The sequence below is a fragment of the Bacillus sp. LSHTCR4 genome (assembly GCF_057197025.1).
The window spans coordinates 1,346,421-1,363,803 of record NZ_JBXUNO010000001.1; the positions used below are offsets into that span (position 1 = coordinate 1,346,421).

The window sequence follows — 17,383 nt, forward strand, 5'->3', positions numbered from 1 at the left end:
TAAAATTGAAGTTCAACCGATAGTAAGAAGGTCTTTTTGTTATAGCAGAGAATATAAATAATGATATAAAAAAATATAAGGAGATGTATTTTATGATGAACGAAGCCTTATATGCGATAAAAGAATATCGAAATGAATTAAATACGGGTAATATTGAGAAAATAAATAATTGGGTATCAGATGATTTTATTGGCTACTTTGGGTATTACAATGATAGGGATTATGAAGTATATCGAGGGGATACATATAAAGAAGATAATATTGAAACATTAAAGAGTTATGAAGGGCAAAACCCCTATTGGAATTATAAAGATTTAACACATAGTTTAAGGAAAGAGAACGAATTAGTGTTATCTTCCATTGTAGATTTTTATTTACATGATAAGAAAGTAGCATCGGTTTTAGCGATGGAAGTTTTTAAGAAAGAAATAGATGGGTGGAAGTTATATAGGCAGCATATGGAAAGATATGCGGAATAATGAGAGAGATTGAATGAAGAAAATTTATATATTATTGCATCATAATAAAAGATTCATAGTTGGTGTGTATGAATCTTTTGTTATGATGTATTTTTATGGTGTAAACTTAATTGAGGATTATGGTGTCTATAATTTTATTATGTAAACTATTGTAGTGAAGGAAAGAGATAAGATGATTGTAGTTCTATCTTGTGGATATTTCCTGACAAGATATGTATGTAGGGTGTCAACTCACAGTATTTATAGATGGTCATTAAAGTTCGAATGAAGAAATGTAGTCGATAACAATAGAAATTAACGTTTGTGTAAGTGAAAAGTAAAAGTGCTGCAACTGGGAAATGGAATGTAAGATAAGGAGGAATTAGATATGCTACTAAAAACAATCTACTGTAAGGTAGAAGAAGAGAAAAAGGAATTATTTTCAAAAGCACAAGAACAATGGCGTGATATACAGCACTTAGATGGTTTTCATGGACAATTTGGTGGTTGGAATGAAGATGAGGCATGTGTATTTACTTTATGGGAAGATAGAAGTGCGTATCAATCATTTATGAATGGTGCTCACGATACAATTTATATAAATAGTAATCAAGAAGATACGTTTCTTTCATGTGAAATTGAACTATTTCAAACGTTGTATGATATAACTGATACGCCTCTGAAAGACGTTGTTACAGAGGGATCCTTCGTAAGAGTTGCTATATGTGATATTAAAGTGGAAAAAGAAAAGTATTTTTTACATAAACAAGAAACAATTTGGAATAAAGGAATGGAAAAAACAAAAGGGATGCTAGGTGGAGTAGTTGGGAAGTCTTTAAAAAATGAAAATCGTTACATAGTGTTCACTTATTGGAAAGATGGAATGGCGCATCAAAATTATGTAGAAGAGATGTTCCCGGATTTATATAAACTAGCTAATATTCATGAAGAGATAGAAGAAATAAGGGGTAAACAAGTTGTATGTAAGGAAGAATGGTTTGTATATTAAACAAAGAAAAAGTGCATAAATGAATGTATAATAAAGATATTTTCTTATAAATGAGTAATTAATAGAAGACGTTATATACCCTTTCATGTTAATATATTTAAGTTATAATAGGAGGCTTACCCTTTTGTATTGTACGGTAGAAGCAGTGTGAGCTTGAAATTTTTTTGAAAAGGATGTGCCTAATTTGCGTATCAATAAATTTATTAGTGAAGCTGGAAAAGCGTCTCGACGTGGAGCAGATAAATTAATTAATGAGAGAAGAGTAATTATTAACGGTAAGGTTGCAAAAATTGGTGACCAAGTGAATCCAGGTGATGATGTACGCGTAAATGGAGAGCAACTTCGCATTGCTCGGGACCACGTATATATCGCTTTAAATAAACCAGTAGGTATTACATGTACGAGTGAAAAATCAGTAAAAGGTAATATTATCGATTTAGTGAATCACCCTTTACGAATTAGCCACATTGGACGTCTTGATAAAGACTCAGACGGTTTAATTTTGTTAACAAATGATGGTGATATTGTTAATGAAATTTTACGTGCTGAAAACAAACATGAGAAAGAATATATCGTTTCAGTAGATAAGCCAATTACAACTGATTTCCTAGAAAAAATGGCAGCTGGTGTGAAAATTTTAGGAACGAAAACACTTCCTTGTGAGATCACACAGTTATCAAAATATGAGTTTAAAATTATTTTAACACAGGGGTTGAATCGTCAAATTCGCCGTATGTGTGAAGCTTTAGGGTATCAAGTATATACGTTAAAACGTACGAGAATTATGAATATTGAATTGAACAATTTACCAGTTGGACAGTGGAGAGATTTAACGAAAAAAGAGAAACGCCGTCTATTTTCAGACTTAAATTACGAACCACAAGATTGGTAAAATGGAGAAAAAGAAACCAAAAATCTATTTTTGGTTTCTTTTTTTATTAAATAAATTTTTTTTTTAACACTTGCAAAAATAAAATGAATAAGATATAGTAAATAACAATTAATGGATGGACTTTTAAAAGCAAAGAAAAGGACACGAGTTATTTTACCCGGTTATACAGAGAAGGAAGGAAAGCTGAGAACTTCCTAACGCAGAAAAATAACTTACCACCTTAGAGCTGCACTAGGGAAACGAAGTATCTAGTGCCGTGTAAGCGACGTTATCGCAAAAGAAGCCATTATGTTTTTTGTGATGGGAATCTGGGTGGAACCACGGATATAAGCATATTCGTCCCTATTTTAGGGATGAATATGCTTTTTTGCATTCAATTTCATAATAAGCGAAGAAAAGGACACGAGTTATTTTACCCGGTTATACAGAGAAGGAAGGAAAGCTGAGAACTTCCTAACGCAGAAAAATAACTTACCACCTTAGAGCTGCACTGGGGAAATGAAGTATCTAGTGCCGTGTAAACGACGTTACCGTAAATGAAGCCATTGTTTGTTTGCAATGGGAATCTGGGTGGAACCACGGGTATAAGCACGCTCGTCCCTATTTTAGGGATGAGTGTGCTTTTTATTATGAAATGGAGAGATGAAAAATGAAAGAACAAATGATTGAAATTAAATTTCCAGATGGTAGCGTGAAAGAATTTGTAAAAGGAATTACTTTAGAAGAAATTGCGGGATCCATTAGCAATAGCTTAAAAAAGAAAGCAGTCGCAGGGAAAGTAAATAATGGGTTATATGATTTACGCCGTAATATTGAAGAAAATGCGGAAGTAGAAATCATTACTATAGATTCAAATGAAGGTGTAGAAATTGCAAGACATTCTGCGGCACATATTTTAGCGCAAGCTGTAAAAAGATTGTATGGTGATATAAATCTTGGGGTGGGGCCTGTTATTGAAAATGGATTTTATTATGATATGGATCTTCCAAGTAGTGTAAACGTAGAAGATTTACGAAAAATCGAAAAAGAAATGAAAAAGATTATAAATGAAAATGTAAAAATTGAACGTGTTGAGGTCTCACGAGAAGAGGCAAAAAACCTGTTTCAAGAAATGAACGATCACCTGAAATTAGAACTGTTAGAAGCAATTCCAAATGGGGAAAGTGTAACACTATATAAGCAAGGTGAATTTGTAGATTTATGTAGAGGGCCACATTTACCATCTACAGGTTATTTGAAAGCATTTCAATTAACTCACGTTTCTGGTGCATATTGGCGAGGAGATAGTAATAATCAAGTACTTCAGCGTATATATGGTGTTGCATTCTCTTCTCAAAAAGAATTAGAAGAGTATTTACATTTCGTTGAAGAAGCAGCAAAAAGAAATCATCGTAAATTAGGTAGTGAGCTTGAGTTATTTATGTTTTCTGAAGAGGCTCCAGGAATGCCATTTTATTTACCAAAAGGACAAATTATTCGTAATGAGTTAGAAGCATTTTTAAGAGAAATTCAAAAAGAGTACAATTATCAAGAAGTACGCACTCCGTTCATGATGAACCAAGAAGTATGGGAGAGATCAGGGCACTGGGGACATTATAAAGATAATATGTATTTCTCTGAAGTAGATAATAAAAGTTTTGCATTAAAACCGATGAACTGCCCAGGTCATATGTTAATGTTCAAAAATAAATTACACTCTTATCGCGAATTGCCAATTCGTATGTGTGAGTTCGGCCAAGTGCACCGACATGAATTTAGCGGGGCATTAAATGGATTATTAAGAGTACGTACTTTCTGCCAAGATGATGCTCATTTATTTGTAACACCAGAACAAATTGAAGATGAAATTAAATCAGTAATGAAGCAAATTGATTACGTATATAAAACTTTTGGATTCCAGTATGAAGTAGAGCTTTCTACTCGTCCAGAAGATTCAATGGGTGATGATAAGTTGTGGGAACAAGCAGAAGCGGCGTTAGCAAATGTATTGCATTCATTGAATTGTAAATATAGACTAAATGAAGGTGACGGCGCATTTTACGGACCGAAAATTGACTTCCATATTAAAGATGCTTTAAATAGAAGTCATCAGTGCGGAACAATCCAGCTAGATTTCCAAATGCCAGAGAAATTTGATTTAAATTATATAGATGAGAAGAATGAAAAGAAAAGACCAGTTGTCATTCACCGAGCAGTATTAGGATCTTTAGACCGATTTTTAGCAATATTAATTGAGCACTTTGGAGGTGCATTCCCGGCATGGGTGGCACCAGTTCAAGTGAAGGTCATTCCAGTTTCGAATGCAGTCCATGTACAATACGCAGATGAGGTTGCAAATAAATTAGCACAAGCTGGTGTTCGTGTCGAACGAGATGTACGAGATGAAAAGTTAGGATATAAAATAAGAGAAGCACAAATGCAAAAAGTTCCTTATGTTCTTGTTATTGGTGATAAGGAAATGGAAAGCGGAGCTGTAAATGTACGTAAATATGGGGAAGAGAAGTCGGAAGTAATTGAACTAAATGGGTTTGTGGAAAGTATAAAAGAGGAAATAAAAAATAAGGAATAGAGATTCATAATAAAATACACCATTAACATGAATTACTGTATTCAAAGGAATGAAAAAACCATAATAAATGATGGAGGGATAGCGATTAAGCTATCCCTTCATCATTTATTGCCATATACTTCATCTCAAACTGTTAAATCATTTTCTGATTTTATATGAATGGCTTCTTGTAAGAGCTTTTGGAGAACTGCAGCAAAAATGGCAATTACGATAGAGGAGAAAATAATGATCAGTCCAATTGGAATAAAACTTGGAGGATCAATTTTTTTTGCCATAAGATAGTAGAGTGGCATACCTAGCAAGTATACGGTACCGATTGTGAGGGCACAGTATTTTATATTTTTTAACGAATTAACTGACAATTCCGAGAACGCTTTATTTTTATCAATGTAACGTAAAAGTTTAAAAGCTTGATACAGAGAAAAGTAAAAAGGTATTGCTGCTACGTACATATCGATTAAAACAAGAGATTTCATATAAGCAATAGCTGGATACAATTCACTAGCGAAATTCCCGATTTTAGGTACTAAAAATATACACAATGCAAGTACTACTATACCTATAAAAACAATAGCCAGCTTTAAAAAGAGTGTTGTAACTTGTTTCATAAAAAGCACCTCGTTTTATCCCGCTTTAATGGGCAGTAAGACCCCTACCTCAAAATTCAGCGAAAGCAAAGAAGTTAGGTGGGGGTCGGGCTGCCCATTAAAGTCCGATTGGTTCAACTAATAATCAGTGGGAGATGGAGAAAACCCCCACTGATTAAAGTTTCACTTTATTTAATGACAACATGATTTTATCATATGATTTATCGTTTTGGAATAAAATTATATTGTTTTTTAACTTATTATTATTGTTATTTATGTATCTTATTAAATTTGAGAAAAATAAAAAGCCTTTCTCACTACAAAGAAAGCCTCCTTATGAAATAATCTGTAATTTTTTTACCTTACAAAAATGTAAGGTAAATGTAAGCGAAATCGAAGGAAGGAGTTGTAGAAAAATGAGAATATGAAGTAGGTTCATGTTACTTGTTCAATCTTTTTGTTTAAAGAATTAAAAAATTCTTAAGAATTTACATGAGAAAAAGATAAGAAATATGTGAGAAATTAATTGTATACAAAAGGGATGGAGTGAAAGAGATGTCAACAAATGTAGTTACTGTAGAAAGTGTAGAAAAAACGTATGGGAAAAGAAATGAGAATCAGTCAAAGGCATTAAGGGGTGTGTCATTAAGTATTAAAGAAGGCGAATTCGTCGGGATTATGGGTCCTTCTGGATCTGGAAAAACGACTTTACTGAATGTGATTAGTACATTAGATCAAGCTACGGGTGGCAGTGTGACAATAGCTGGTACAAATATTACTTCTATGAAGGGGAATGCATTATCAGATTTTCGATCTCAAAAATTAGGGTTCATCTTTCAAGATTTTAACTTACTAGAAAACTTATCAATTTATGAAAATATTGCTTTACCACTCTCTTTGCAAGGTGTACCTTCAAGTGAGATTACCGGAAAGGTAAATGAGGTGGCGAAGAAATTAGGAATTACTGAAATTTTAACAAAATATCCAACTGCTGTTTCTGGTGGACAAAAGCAAAGAACAGCGGCAGCACGAGCTTTAGTACATAATCCAGCAATCGTATTAGCAGATGAACCGACAGGAGCGCTTGATAGTAAAAATGCAAAAAGCTTATTAGAAGCGATGCAAGATTTACATGAAAATCATAATGTAAGTATTTTGATGGTTACACACGATGCATTTAGTGCGAGTTATTGTGAACGTATATTATTTATTCAAGATGGTCTTTTATATAAAGAATTAAAGCGTCAAGGAACGCGAGAAAGTTTCTATCAAGACATTTTAGGTGTGCTCGCTCATATGGGCTCAGCTGCTGAGTCTAAGTAGGGGGGCGAAACTATGTTATTCAAATTATCACGTCATAGTATGAAAAAAATGTTAAAAGATTATATGGTTTTACTTATCGGTCTCGTTATTAGTATTAGTATTTTTTACATGTTCCAAACGATGGCGATGAATAGTGAATTTACGAAGGATAATAGTCTTATTAGTAGTATTAGACTCGTATTCTGGGTAGGTGCAATACTATTATCTTTCATCACTGTATTTTATATTATATATGCCAATTCTTTCTTACTCACGTTAAGAAGAAAAGAACTCGGTATGTACATGATGCTTGGTGCGAAAAAGAAAAAAGTAGCACAATTATTATTTATTGAAACATTCGGTATGGGTATTGTTAGTATTATTATCGGGATTTTAGTAGGGATGTTACTAGCAAGTGTAGCAGGAAACTTTTTAATGAATGGTATGGAAATTTCGGCAAAGGGTAGTTATTCATCTGTATATACACCAGCAATCATAGTTACAGCTATATTCTTCTTAATATTATTTTTTATTACTGGTTTAATGAATAGCATCCGTTTATTACGTAAAACAGAATTAGAATTAATACGTGAAGATGAAACACTAGATGAAGTGAAGAAAAGTAAAACTCGCATTATTATAATGACTGTACTGGGTGTATTACTAGTAAGTACAGGATACTATTTTATGGTAAATATAAAAACGTTTGCTGAACTCGGTTTTATAATAGCGACAATCGTTACAACACTTGGAACATATTTTATCTTTAGTTCATTACTCCCATTTTTTGTGATGAAAATTAAAGGGAATAAAAAACGAAATGAAACGGGCTTAAATAGTTTTACATATGCACAGCTACGCTTTCGAGTAAATAGTTTATCGAGAGTATTAGGTACTGTAGCAATGTTAATTGCATTAGGAGCAGGTGCGATGACAGCCGGTATGGCGTTCCAAAAAAATGTAGGTATTATGACAGACTTCTCACGTGTGTATGATGTCGTAATTCATGATCCTAATGAACAAGATACAGCTGCCTTAAAAGAAATGGAAATTGTTGAAGAAAGCAAGTACAAATATAAAGTAGATGGAGAAGCGGTTTATTACTTACGTAACGATTTAACTGCGAAACCGCCACTTGTTTCAGACCACTTTGATACAAAAACTTTAAAAGAGCCTGTTCGTAAACGTGTGACTGAACCTTTAACTGAACCTGTATATTCTGCTTTAGAGGCTCCTGAATTAGCAAAATTCCCTCGTATGCCAAGAGATTGGGAAGATGCAATTGTAAGAGAGATACAAATTACACATAATCAATTTAACGGAAAACCTGTAAGAATTGCAGATGAAGCGCATTATAAAGGGATTCAAGGAACAGAACACACTGTAACATTAGCAAAAGTAGATGATATGAAAAAATATAAACCGTTGTTGATCGAAATAGATAAGAGACAAAAAGAACACATTGAAAAAACAACAGGTACAAAAGTAGACTTATTTACGAAAATGACAATTTATCAATTTATGAACAGTTTCATGAGCGGAACAATGTTTATGGGATTTTTCCTCGGAATTGCATTTTTAGCAATGATGGCTAGTTCGCTTATGTTCAAAATATTAACAGGTGCTTCTCGTGATGTACGCCGTTATGAAATGTTACGAAAAATCGGTGTGAGACGTAGTATGTTAACGAAAAGTATATATAAAGAAATTTCATATTTATTTATCTTCCCAGCGATTATTGGAATTTCCCACGTGTTAGTAGGGCTTAACTTATTTAGTTTTATATTAGTTGACCCGTTTGTAAAAGTATGGGTGCCGATTGGGATTTTCTTAGTCATTTATTTCATCTATTACTGGATAACTGTTCAACTTTATAAAGGTATGGTAATGCCGAAAGAAGAAGTAGCGAAATAGTTTAAGAAAAGAGTCCTTGTGTTGAAAATAGGGGCTCTTTTTTTATGTTTTTTATAAAGAAGGAAAAGATTGGATAATGGTCGAAAAATATAATGTAACTTCCAAGAAATGACTAAAATAATACTATTTTGTCGAGAGAAAGGATACGAAGTATGAAAGAAATGCTACAGTTATTTCGAAACAAAGTGTATGCACGTTTTTTTCTAGCAAATATTTTAGAGCGACTCGGTTCTATGATTGCTGGAATTTCTTTAATGTTTTACTTGTTAGATCAATACGGAAAACAACCTGTTTACGCAACAATGACGCAAATTATGATTGCATTACCTGCATTAATCTTTTTTCTATTAGTAGGGACAGTAGTGGATCGTTTTGATAGACAACGTATTTGTACGGTAAGTAACATATGTTGTTCGCTCTGTAATATTGGAATCCTAATTTCGCTTTATTACGGGATGATTATACTAGTCTTTATATTTTTATTTTTAGAAAATGCATGTATACAATTTTTCTCTCCATCAGAACAGTCGATGATACAGGGAGTAGTTGAATCAGACCAATACGGTGCAGCAGCGGGTATGAATCAAATGGTAAATAGTTTGTATGCTTTGTTTGGTGTAGGAATTGCAACGATGGTGTACTGGACTTTTGGAATTTACGGGAGCATTTTAGTAAATACGCTCACTTTTATTATGAGTGGTATTTTGATTCAAACGATCTCCATTCCAGAAAAAGTTCGTTTACCAAATGGGAGAACAAAATGGAAAGAAGTTAATTTGAAGATGTTAATAACAGAGTTTAAAGAAGGAATTAGGTATATATACCAAAATGAAACTTTAAAAAAATTACTATTAGGATTTATCGTATTTGGCTTATTAAATGGTATTTTAAGCGTATCTACTACTTACATATTAAAATACAAATTAGCACCAACAACGTATGAAAGTTTAGCAATGGTGGGCGGTGTAGTTGGAGGGATTTCATTACTAATTGGAAGTATAGTAGCAACAAGTATAGGTAAGAAATATGCTCCTAAACCGATTATTGTATTTGGTATGGCTGGTTCAGGGATCTTCTTCGGTATGTGTTACTTTGTAAATCACGTATGGTCTTTTTATGTATGTATTGCTTTTGCGACTTTCTTTTTACCGTTTATTAATGTTGCAATATCGGGCTGGATGTATGAAATTGTAGAAGAGTCATTCATGGGGCGTGTACAAAGCTTGCTTAGTCCATTAACGACAGGATTCCAGCTTTTATCTCTCGGTGCGATAGCAATGTTATTCCCAAAATGGATTCGTGCAGATACATTGTATATTATTTTATTTGGTTTATTATTATTTGTTACATGTTTATATCAAGCAATTCTACCAAGTGGGCAAAAGCAAGTACATGCTGTAGCTAAAGAGATGTGATATGTTTAGTTTTTGTTTCTGAATATTTTATCGAACGGTAAGGGGAAATCGTTATGTTGATGAGAATGGTTAAGTGGTGTGGGATTACTTGTTTACAACTAGTAGCTGCAATTTTATGTATAATCTGCCTAGGGGCGCTACCGCGTTTATTTAAGGGATTGCAAATTGATTTAATCGGTTTTGGGAACACGATTGTATTTCTTGGAGGAAAGTTACTTCAACCGGGTGAAATTACCTATGGATTTCGGGACTCAAGAAAATTATTTCCGCAAATATGGATTCATTATATTGAAACGATGATTGTATTTCTTTCAGCTTTTTTACTCTCTTTGCTTATAGCGTATATACTTGTCATTTGGGTATTACAGCGTTCTCATATGAAACAGAAAATGTGGAACGGGATTTTTCTTACGCTTGAGAGTATACCAGATATATTACTTATTTTATTATCGCAACTTCTTGTCGTAATTATGTTTCAAAAAACAGGATTTATGCCGATCAAACTGGCTGGATTAGGGGAAGAAAGGATACGTTTGTTACCAATTATATGTCTTACAATACCAACAACATTATTGTTTATTAAACTGTTGTTATTACGGTTTAAAGAAGAATTAGAGAAAGATTATAGTTTGTTTGCCAAGAGTAAAGGGCTAAGCTTACGGCATATTTTGACACATCATATTTCAAGAAATGTTTTATTAACGACAATTTATTACGCGAAAACAAATATTTTATTTATGCTTTCCAATTTATATATTATTGAATGGATATTTAATACATATGGTATGTTTGTTTTCGTGAAAGAAAATTCAAAATTAGAAATATTTACAGTGAGTCTAGTAATATTATACGTACCGCTTTTTATACTATTTCGTATATTACATACGTTTTTACAAAATGTGATAAAGGAGCGTGTGTAACATGTGGGAAGTTGTAAAAAGAGATGTAAGATTTTGGATTGGTGTTACTTTTTTAAGTGTACTTATGATTGTTAGTATTGGGAATACGTTGTTTTTCGACGGGAATATTCGCGAACTAACGATGATGTATAACGAAAAAGGAGAACTAGAGGCAGCACCATTTTCACCATCAAGTAAATTTTGGTTTGGAAGTGATGTGAAAGGTCGTGACCTTGTTCAATTAATAATAGAAGGTGCAAAATGGACAGTTGGAGCGAGTATAATTATAGCGATTTTACGAGTTATAGTTGGAGGGGGAATTGGTTTACTTCTTGGTATGTATGGTAAACGTTCTTTTCCAGTTATTTCATCCTTTTTTGATCCTTTTAGTATTGTACCGATGGTTATGATTTCGTATTTTATGTTAAATGAAGTATTAACGTTTGATAGTAGAGCAGAAGTTGTGCCGTTATATTTGCGGGTGTCATTTCAAATTATAGTTCTTGTATGTCTTGCTGTACCAACGGTTATGTTGTATGTAGCGCAAGAAGTAAAGCGTATTAAGAAAGAAGAATTTATGTTGGCAGCTACTGTGCTCGGCGGAAGTAAGTGGCATAGGTTGAAGCGCCATATATGGCCGCATATGTTACCATCATTTCTTTTATTAGTAGCTCAACAATTTGTAAGTACGTTATTACTTCTTTTACATCTTGGTTTGTTACAATTATTTTTCGGCGGAACAATAACCTTCAGTGGAATGGATCCAGATAGTGTAACGAAAGAATGGACTGGCCTAATTGGTCAAAACTTCCGCCACTTAACTACACATACATGGATTGTACTCATACCGATTGCTTTTTATAGTATGACAATTTTAGCTGGAAATCTAATTAGTAATAGCATGCAAGATGCGATTAAGTTAGGAAATGTGAGAAAGCTAGAGAGGGAAAGTAAAGAATTGCAAGTAGAGAAACAAGTACAACCAACTACGAATGACTTTTCTTTTTATAGAGAGATACAAAAATAAAAAAAGATAGCTGAAGACGAATCATTTTCAGCTATCTTTTTTCGCTTAAAGTGGTGGTAAATCAATCTTACCTTCTTCAAATAATTCTTTTATCATATGCTTCGTATAACCAGCGGCTTGACCAAATGTGATTTTTGCTGGCATTGGTGCTTCGTTAGCATCTACAACTACATCAATAATACACGGTTTATTTTGTTTTACTGCATTTTCGAAAGCGGGAAGTAGTTCATCTAAATTCTCAACACGGTATCCAATACCTCCACACGCCTCTGCATATTTTGCAAAATCAGGGTTCGTTAAGTCTGTTTCGAATTCGATATTACCCATGACTTCTTGCTCGAATTTAATCATCGCAATTTTATTATTGTTTAATACGACGACAACGATTGGTAATTTATATTTTACAGCTGTTACGAAGTCATTCATCGTCATTCCAAATCCGCCATCACCACAAACTGCAAATACTTGTTTATCCGGGAATGCAATTTTTCCAGCAAGAGCACCAGGTAAACCGCAACCAAGTGTTGCGAGCCAGCTAGAAATGACAAATTGCTGGTTTGTCATACGGAAGTGCCTTGCGGTCCATACTGTTACATTTCCGACATCGACTGATAGAATTGCGTCATCATGTGCTACTTGCTGCAGAGCATGCATAACGCGTTGTGGTTTAATTGGAATGGAAGAGTCTTCTTCTTGATCGTGTAATTTTTCTTCCCATTTTTTCATCATTTCTTGGTGATATTCTAAGAAGGAATGGTTTGTGTGTTCTTCAACATTTTCAATTAACCATCGTAATGTTTTATCAGCATCACCAGCTAAACCAATATCTGTCGCATAACGTTTCCCGATTTGGGCAGGATCTGTATCGATATGAATTGTTTTTGCTTTTTCAGGTAAGAAGCCGGTGAACGGATAAGAAGTACCGACCATAATTAAAGTATCTGCATGCTTCATTGCTTCATAAGAAGGTTTCGTTCCAATTAATCCTAATCCACCGATACAAAGAGGGTGTTCATCAGGAATAATTCCTTTAGCTGGCAATGTAAGTACGATTGGAGCACCAATATGTTCTGCCAATGCAAGTAAAGATTCTCTCGCATGTTTCGTACCTTTTCCAGCTAAAATAACAGGTTTTGTCGCTTCATTTATTGTGAGCTTTGCTGCATCTAAATCTGCTTTTTGCGGAAATAACTCAGGTAAAGTAAAAGAAGTGTTTGTAACACGAGCACCATTTTTTACTTCAAATTTTGGAACATCATCTGGTATCGTAAGAACAGATACACCTTTTTTCGTATAAGCCATTCGAATCGCTTGATTCACGACAGCAGGTAGCTGTTCTGCTGACATAATGCGCTGGTTATAAACCGCGACATCATCAAACATTCTTTCTAAGTTTACTTCTTGGAAAAAATCCGTCCCGAGTAGATCTGTTTCTACTTGACCTGAAATTGCTAGAACAGGGGCTTTATCGAGTTTCGCATCATATAAACCATTTAATAAATGAATAGCACCGGGCCCTGCAATTGCCATACAAACGCCGAGTTTTCCTGTTAACTTAGCATAGGCAGCTGCTGCTAATGCACCAGCTTCTTCATGGCGAACTTGAATGAATTTAATTTTATCTTGCTTTTTTCTTAAAGCTTCAATGATAGAATTGATGGAATCTCCAGGCATACCGTATATGTGTTCTACTCCCCAGTCAATTAATAAATCAACTAATGCTTCACCGGCTGTTTTCCCAAACATAATTGTTCCTCCTTATAATAGGTAGATAACATTATGTTTTGGATAAAAAGGAAAAATATACAAATAAGAAAATTTATCTGGTTATTTGTAATCTAAGAATCAGTGTGGGAGGCACAAAAGTTTCACTTTAGCAACTTTAATGATGACCAGCGAATAAAGTGAACACTGTTATTAGTAAAAAACCACAAGTTGCCCACATTAGAAATGTAAGGAAAGAGAGCTGTTTCTTAGCTTTCCAAAGCATTTCATGAATTGTTACATAGCCAAGTGAACCGATAGCACTTCCCATAATGAGTCCTTGTAAATGAAGCGCTTTTCCTTCCATCAAAATGCCAAAAACTGTGCCTGTACCGAGAATAAGAGAAAGTAATAAAGTTGTTAATAAAAAGGAAACATACTTATGCTTTGTAAAGAGAAAGGGGATAATTAATGCTAAGCCTTCAGGAATATGGTGAACGACGATTGCTATTAAAAAAGGTATGGCAGAGTCAGCATGATTAATAAAAGCTGTACCTAGTGCAAATCCACTCGGTATATTATGAATAAATATAGCGAAAGACAGAAAAAGGAAGGTTTGCCAAGCTTGTTGCTCTTTTTTATGTATCATTGGATGGTGACAATAGTTATCTAATAAGCTCATAATTAAAATACCGATAGCTATGCCAAGTATAGGTCCAATCATTTCATAGCTTGAAAATGTTTCAGGAATAATTTCAAGGGATAAAAGCCCAAGTAAAATTCCGCCACATAATGCATATAAACGATGCATTTTTTCTTCAATTAGCTGGCGAGTAGCAATGCCAACAGCACCGCCTAATAATAAGCCGCCAAATGAAAAAAATGTAACTATCATTGGAATCCATAATCGTTCCATAGTATCACACTCCGATTCTTCCACCTTATTTTTAGCTTACGAAAAGGAAAGTTAGATTAGTCCAAGTAATTGTGTTTGATTATAGAGAAAAAACTAATAATTCGTTATAATTTATATATTAAATTTAAGTGGAAATATGAAATGGGGAATAAGTTTGCAAACAAAATGAAGTCTATCGGAATATGAAAATCCAAAACGATATGATATAGAAAATAAAAGTTTATCAGATTTTCCGTTTTTACTATCATGGGCACAAAAACTAAATATACAAAATGAATGGATTCTAGATATTGCCTGTGGTACAGGAAGAGTTACAATTCCATTTATAGAAAATGGATATCAAATGATTGGTGTAGATATACATGAAGGCATGCTTGCTGAAGCAAAGACAAAAACTACGGGTTGTAAGAAGGTAAAATGGTTACAACAAGACTGTTTACAATTAAGCATGAATGAAACAATTCCGTTAGCATTTATGGTGGGGCACGGATTCCAGCATTTCCTTACGAATACAGATCAAGATCAGTTATTAACATCTATTCATCACGTATTAGCTGAAAATGGTATATTCATATTCGATACACGTTTTCCTTCAAAAGAAGAATTAATACAGCCATCTACAGAAGAATATTGGACAACTATTAGTGATGAAAAGGGAAGAAAATGTGATTTATATACTGAAATGACATACGATTCAATTCCACAAATACAGCACTACATAACAACAAGAAGGTTTTATGAGGGGAATACGCTAGTAGAGGAAATAAAAACAACGATAGATCTTCGTTATACGTACCCGCAGGAGTTAGAAAGATTATTAGTAGCGAATGGTTTTGAATTATTACATATATATAATGATTGGGAAGGCAATGAGTTAGGGGAAGGTTGCTATTCTATGGTAGTAGTTTGCCGGAAGAAAAAATAGTATTATTTTAAAAATATGAATGTGAAAAGCCTTTAAGGAGAGAAAAAGATGTCTTGGTACTTAGATAATGTTTATGAATTAAATAAAGAAGCGCCCTATACATTCTACCTTCCTAGCTCAGAAATTTTGGAGAAATTAAAGTTTGGAGATTTGGTAAAGCTAATTTTTGTATCTAAAAATGAGGAAGAAGATGGATTTAATGGTGAAAGAATGTGGGTTGAAATCATTGAAAGAAATGAGAAGAAGTTTGTAGGGGAACTGAGCAATGAACCATATCGCTTAGATTTAAAAATAGGTGATAAAATTTCATTTGGAATTGAAAATATATGTGATACGGAATATGACGATCCATCTTCAAAAGATTGGGATTTTTATTTTGATACGAAGGTAATTGTTAGTAATGATGTACTTGAAAAAAGAGAATTTAACTTTATGCTTAAAGAGGATTCAAGAGAAGAAGGTGACTCTGGTTGGTCAATTTTAAGTGGCTATGAAAGTGATGACTATGTGAATGATCCTAAAAACTTTCAAATTATTTCAATTGGAGTCATATTGAATATAGATGATACTATTTTGAAATTTCTTGAGGAACCACCTTTATGTGCATATGAAAGAAATGATAAAGGTAGTTTTTATAAGATTGAAGACTATGATTGGGATACTTATTTAAATGGATAGAAAAAGTTATTACGTTTTAAAGAAAGCAATATAATTTCACGCTATGTGCTTGATAAAGGTTCTACAGATAATAATTCAAGAGAGTAATAGTAAATGGAGGAACAAATGATGCAACAAATTAAAAAAATAGGAAACTCATTTTGGTATATGACACCAGTTTCTGAAACAGATAGACCTATATTAGGAATGGTTGTTGGACAAGAAAAAACGTTAATGATTGATGCAGGGAATTCAGAGGAACATGCACAATTATTTTTAGAAATGTTAAAAGAAAAAAATGTATCGAATCCTGATTTCGTAGCATTAACGCATTGGCATTGGGATCATATTTTTGGATTATCTGTACTACAAGATGCATTGTCAATTGCGCATGCTGAAACGAAAAAAGAAATGCAGTCACTAGTATCTTATGAATGGACAGATGATGCGTTGGATGCACGCGTAAAAGAAGGTACTGAAATTGCATTTTGTGCGGATTGCATCAAAAAAGAGTTTGAAGAAAAAGCGAGAAATATTAAAATTATTCCTCCGACCTTAACGTTCCAGGATCAAATTGAATTAGACCTTGGTGAAGTGACATGTGTGTTAAAACATGTCGGCGGAGATCATGCACATGATTCGGTTGTTATTTACGTGAAGGAAGAAAAGATTTTATTTTTAGGAGACTGTATATATGCAGACATTTTTTCTTCAAAATGGAACTATACGACGAAACGAACGTTTAAATTAATAGAAGAGTTGGAGGAATTTGATGCTGAAACCTATATCCTTTCTCATGGGACAGCTATAAATCGGGATGAGTTTTTACAAGAAATGCGTTTACTAAAAACAGTAGGAACTTATACGGAAATACATAAAGGCGATGAAGGGAAGATAAAGGAAGCGTATAAACGAGACATAGATAGAGAATTAAATGAAGATGAACTAGAAACAATAACGTTTTTTGTAAATGGTTATGAAATGAAAAATCAGTAAGACACTACATGAATCCAATGAAATTAAATTAAATTGCAAAAAAAAGAGTATTGAAATGTAATTCAATACTCTTTTCAATAGTTAAATATGTAGTTTCAACCAAATTCTAAATG

15 protein-coding genes and 2 other annotated features are annotated in these 17,383 nt (G+C 33.5%); of the genes, 12 read left to right on the forward strand and 3 right to left on the reverse strand.

Annotation, left to right across the window (positions count from 1 at the left end):
- The first annotated feature begins 92 nt into the window (after positions 1 to 92).
- From AC2CGR_RS06885 to thrS, 4 genes are all read left to right on the forward strand, one after another.
- Entirely contained in the window at positions 93 to 479 is a 387-nt protein-coding gene (locus tag AC2CGR_RS06885; RefSeq protein ID WP_270185229.1) for a DUF4440 domain-containing protein, read from the forward strand.
- A 367-nt stretch (positions 480 to 846) separates the two neighbouring features.
- On the forward strand, positions 847 to 1,467 hold the full coding sequence (locus tag AC2CGR_RS06890) for a YdbC family protein (protein WP_087968067.1): 621 nt from the start codon (positions 847 to 849) through the stop codon (positions 1,465 to 1,467).
- A gap of 184 nt (positions 1,468 to 1,651) precedes the next feature.
- Positions 1,652 to 2,359: a 23S rRNA pseudouridine(2604) synthase RluF gene (rluF, locus tag AC2CGR_RS06895; protein ID WP_131102109.1), complete on the forward strand. Its 708-nt coding sequence runs from the start codon at positions 1,652 to 1,654 to the stop codon at positions 2,357 to 2,359.
- A 123-nt stretch (positions 2,360 to 2,482) separates the two neighbouring features.
- Positions 2,483 to 2,706: a binding site (T-box leader), on the forward strand.
- Between the two features lie 35 nt (positions 2,707 to 2,741).
- Positions 2,742 to 2,964 (forward strand) — a binding site (T-box leader).
- Between the two features lie 44 nt (positions 2,965 to 3,008).
- Positions 3,009 to 4,928 carry a threonine--tRNA ligase gene (gene thrS / locus AC2CGR_RS06900; protein ID WP_087968070.1) on the forward strand — a complete coding sequence of 640 codons (1,920 nt, stop codon included), beginning with the start codon at positions 3,009 to 3,011 and terminating at the stop codon, positions 4,926 to 4,928.
- A 125-nt stretch (positions 4,929 to 5,053) separates the two neighbouring features.
- On the opposite strand, the gene AC2CGR_RS06905 is transcribed toward thrS, so the two are convergent.
- Positions 5,054 to 5,536, reverse strand: a complete 483-nt coding sequence (locus AC2CGR_RS06905; RefSeq protein WP_270185228.1) for a DUF2975 domain-containing protein — start codon at positions 5,534 to 5,536, stop codon at positions 5,054 to 5,056.
- 534 nt (positions 5,537 to 6,070) lie between these two features.
- Here AC2CGR_RS06905 and AC2CGR_RS06910 point away from each other — a divergent pair.
- The 5 genes from AC2CGR_RS06910 to AC2CGR_RS06930 all read left to right on the forward strand — a co-directional run bounded on the left by AC2CGR_RS06910 (position 6,071) and on the right by AC2CGR_RS06930 (position 12,072).
- Positions 6,071 to 6,838, forward strand: coding sequence for an ABC transporter ATP-binding protein (locus AC2CGR_RS06910; RefSeq protein WP_000106430.1), 768 nt, complete (start codon positions 6,071 to 6,073; stop codon positions 6,836 to 6,838).
- 12 nt (positions 6,839 to 6,850) lie between these two features.
- A complete protein-coding gene (locus AC2CGR_RS06915) occupies positions 6,851 to 8,731 on the forward strand; it encodes an FtsX-like permease family protein (RefSeq protein ID WP_087968074.1) in 1,881 nt (626 codons plus the stop codon).
- A gap of 143 nt (positions 8,732 to 8,874) precedes the next feature.
- Positions 8,875 to 10,146 (forward strand): MFS transporter, encoded by a 1,272-nt coding sequence (locus AC2CGR_RS06920; RefSeq protein WP_276320917.1) that lies wholly within the window; start codon positions 8,875 to 8,877, stop codon positions 10,144 to 10,146.
- A gap of 53 nt (positions 10,147 to 10,199) precedes the next feature.
- Positions 10,200 to 11,066 carry an ABC transporter permease subunit gene (locus AC2CGR_RS06925; RefSeq protein ID WP_484480681.1) on the forward strand — a complete coding sequence of 289 codons (867 nt, stop codon included), beginning with the start codon at positions 10,200 to 10,202 and terminating at the stop codon, positions 11,064 to 11,066.
- 1 nt (position 11,067) lies between these two features.
- Positions 11,068 to 12,072, forward strand: a complete 1,005-nt coding sequence (locus tag AC2CGR_RS06930) for an ABC transporter permease subunit (RefSeq protein ID WP_087968077.1) — start codon at positions 11,068 to 11,070, stop codon at positions 12,070 to 12,072.
- A gap of 45 nt (positions 12,073 to 12,117) precedes the next feature.
- Here AC2CGR_RS06930 and AC2CGR_RS06935 read toward each other — a convergent pair whose 3' ends face one another.
- Both AC2CGR_RS06935 and AC2CGR_RS06940 read right to left on the reverse strand, forming a co-directional pair.
- On the reverse strand, positions 12,118 to 13,818 hold the full coding sequence (locus AC2CGR_RS06935) for a pyruvate oxidase (RefSeq protein WP_087968079.1): 1,701 nt from the start codon (positions 13,816 to 13,818) through the stop codon (positions 12,118 to 12,120).
- A 136-nt stretch (positions 13,819 to 13,954) separates the two neighbouring features.
- A complete protein-coding gene (locus AC2CGR_RS06940; protein WP_087968082.1) occupies positions 13,955 to 14,692 on the reverse strand; it encodes a ZIP family metal transporter in 738 nt (245 codons plus the stop codon).
- 205 nt (positions 14,693 to 14,897) lie between these two features.
- Here AC2CGR_RS06940 and AC2CGR_RS06945 point away from each other — a divergent pair, with 205 nt between their 5' ends.
- The 3 genes from AC2CGR_RS06945 to AC2CGR_RS06955 all read left to right on the forward strand — a co-directional run bounded on the left by AC2CGR_RS06945 (position 14,898) and on the right by AC2CGR_RS06955 (position 17,270).
- Positions 14,898 to 15,617 (forward strand): class I SAM-dependent methyltransferase, encoded by a 720-nt coding sequence (locus tag AC2CGR_RS06945; protein WP_240687596.1) that lies wholly within the window; start codon positions 14,898 to 14,900, stop codon positions 15,615 to 15,617.
- Positions 15,618 to 15,665: 48 nt separating this feature from the next.
- On the forward strand, positions 15,666 to 16,295 hold the full coding sequence (locus AC2CGR_RS06950) for an immunity protein Imm33 domain-containing protein (protein WP_087968083.1): 630 nt from the start codon (positions 15,666 to 15,668) through the stop codon (positions 16,293 to 16,295).
- A gap of 108 nt (positions 16,296 to 16,403) precedes the next feature.
- On the forward strand, positions 16,404 to 17,270 hold the full coding sequence (locus AC2CGR_RS06955; RefSeq protein WP_131102113.1) for an MBL fold metallo-hydrolase: 867 nt from the start codon (positions 16,404 to 16,406) through the stop codon (positions 17,268 to 17,270).
- Positions 17,271 to 17,383 lie beyond the last annotated feature (113 nt).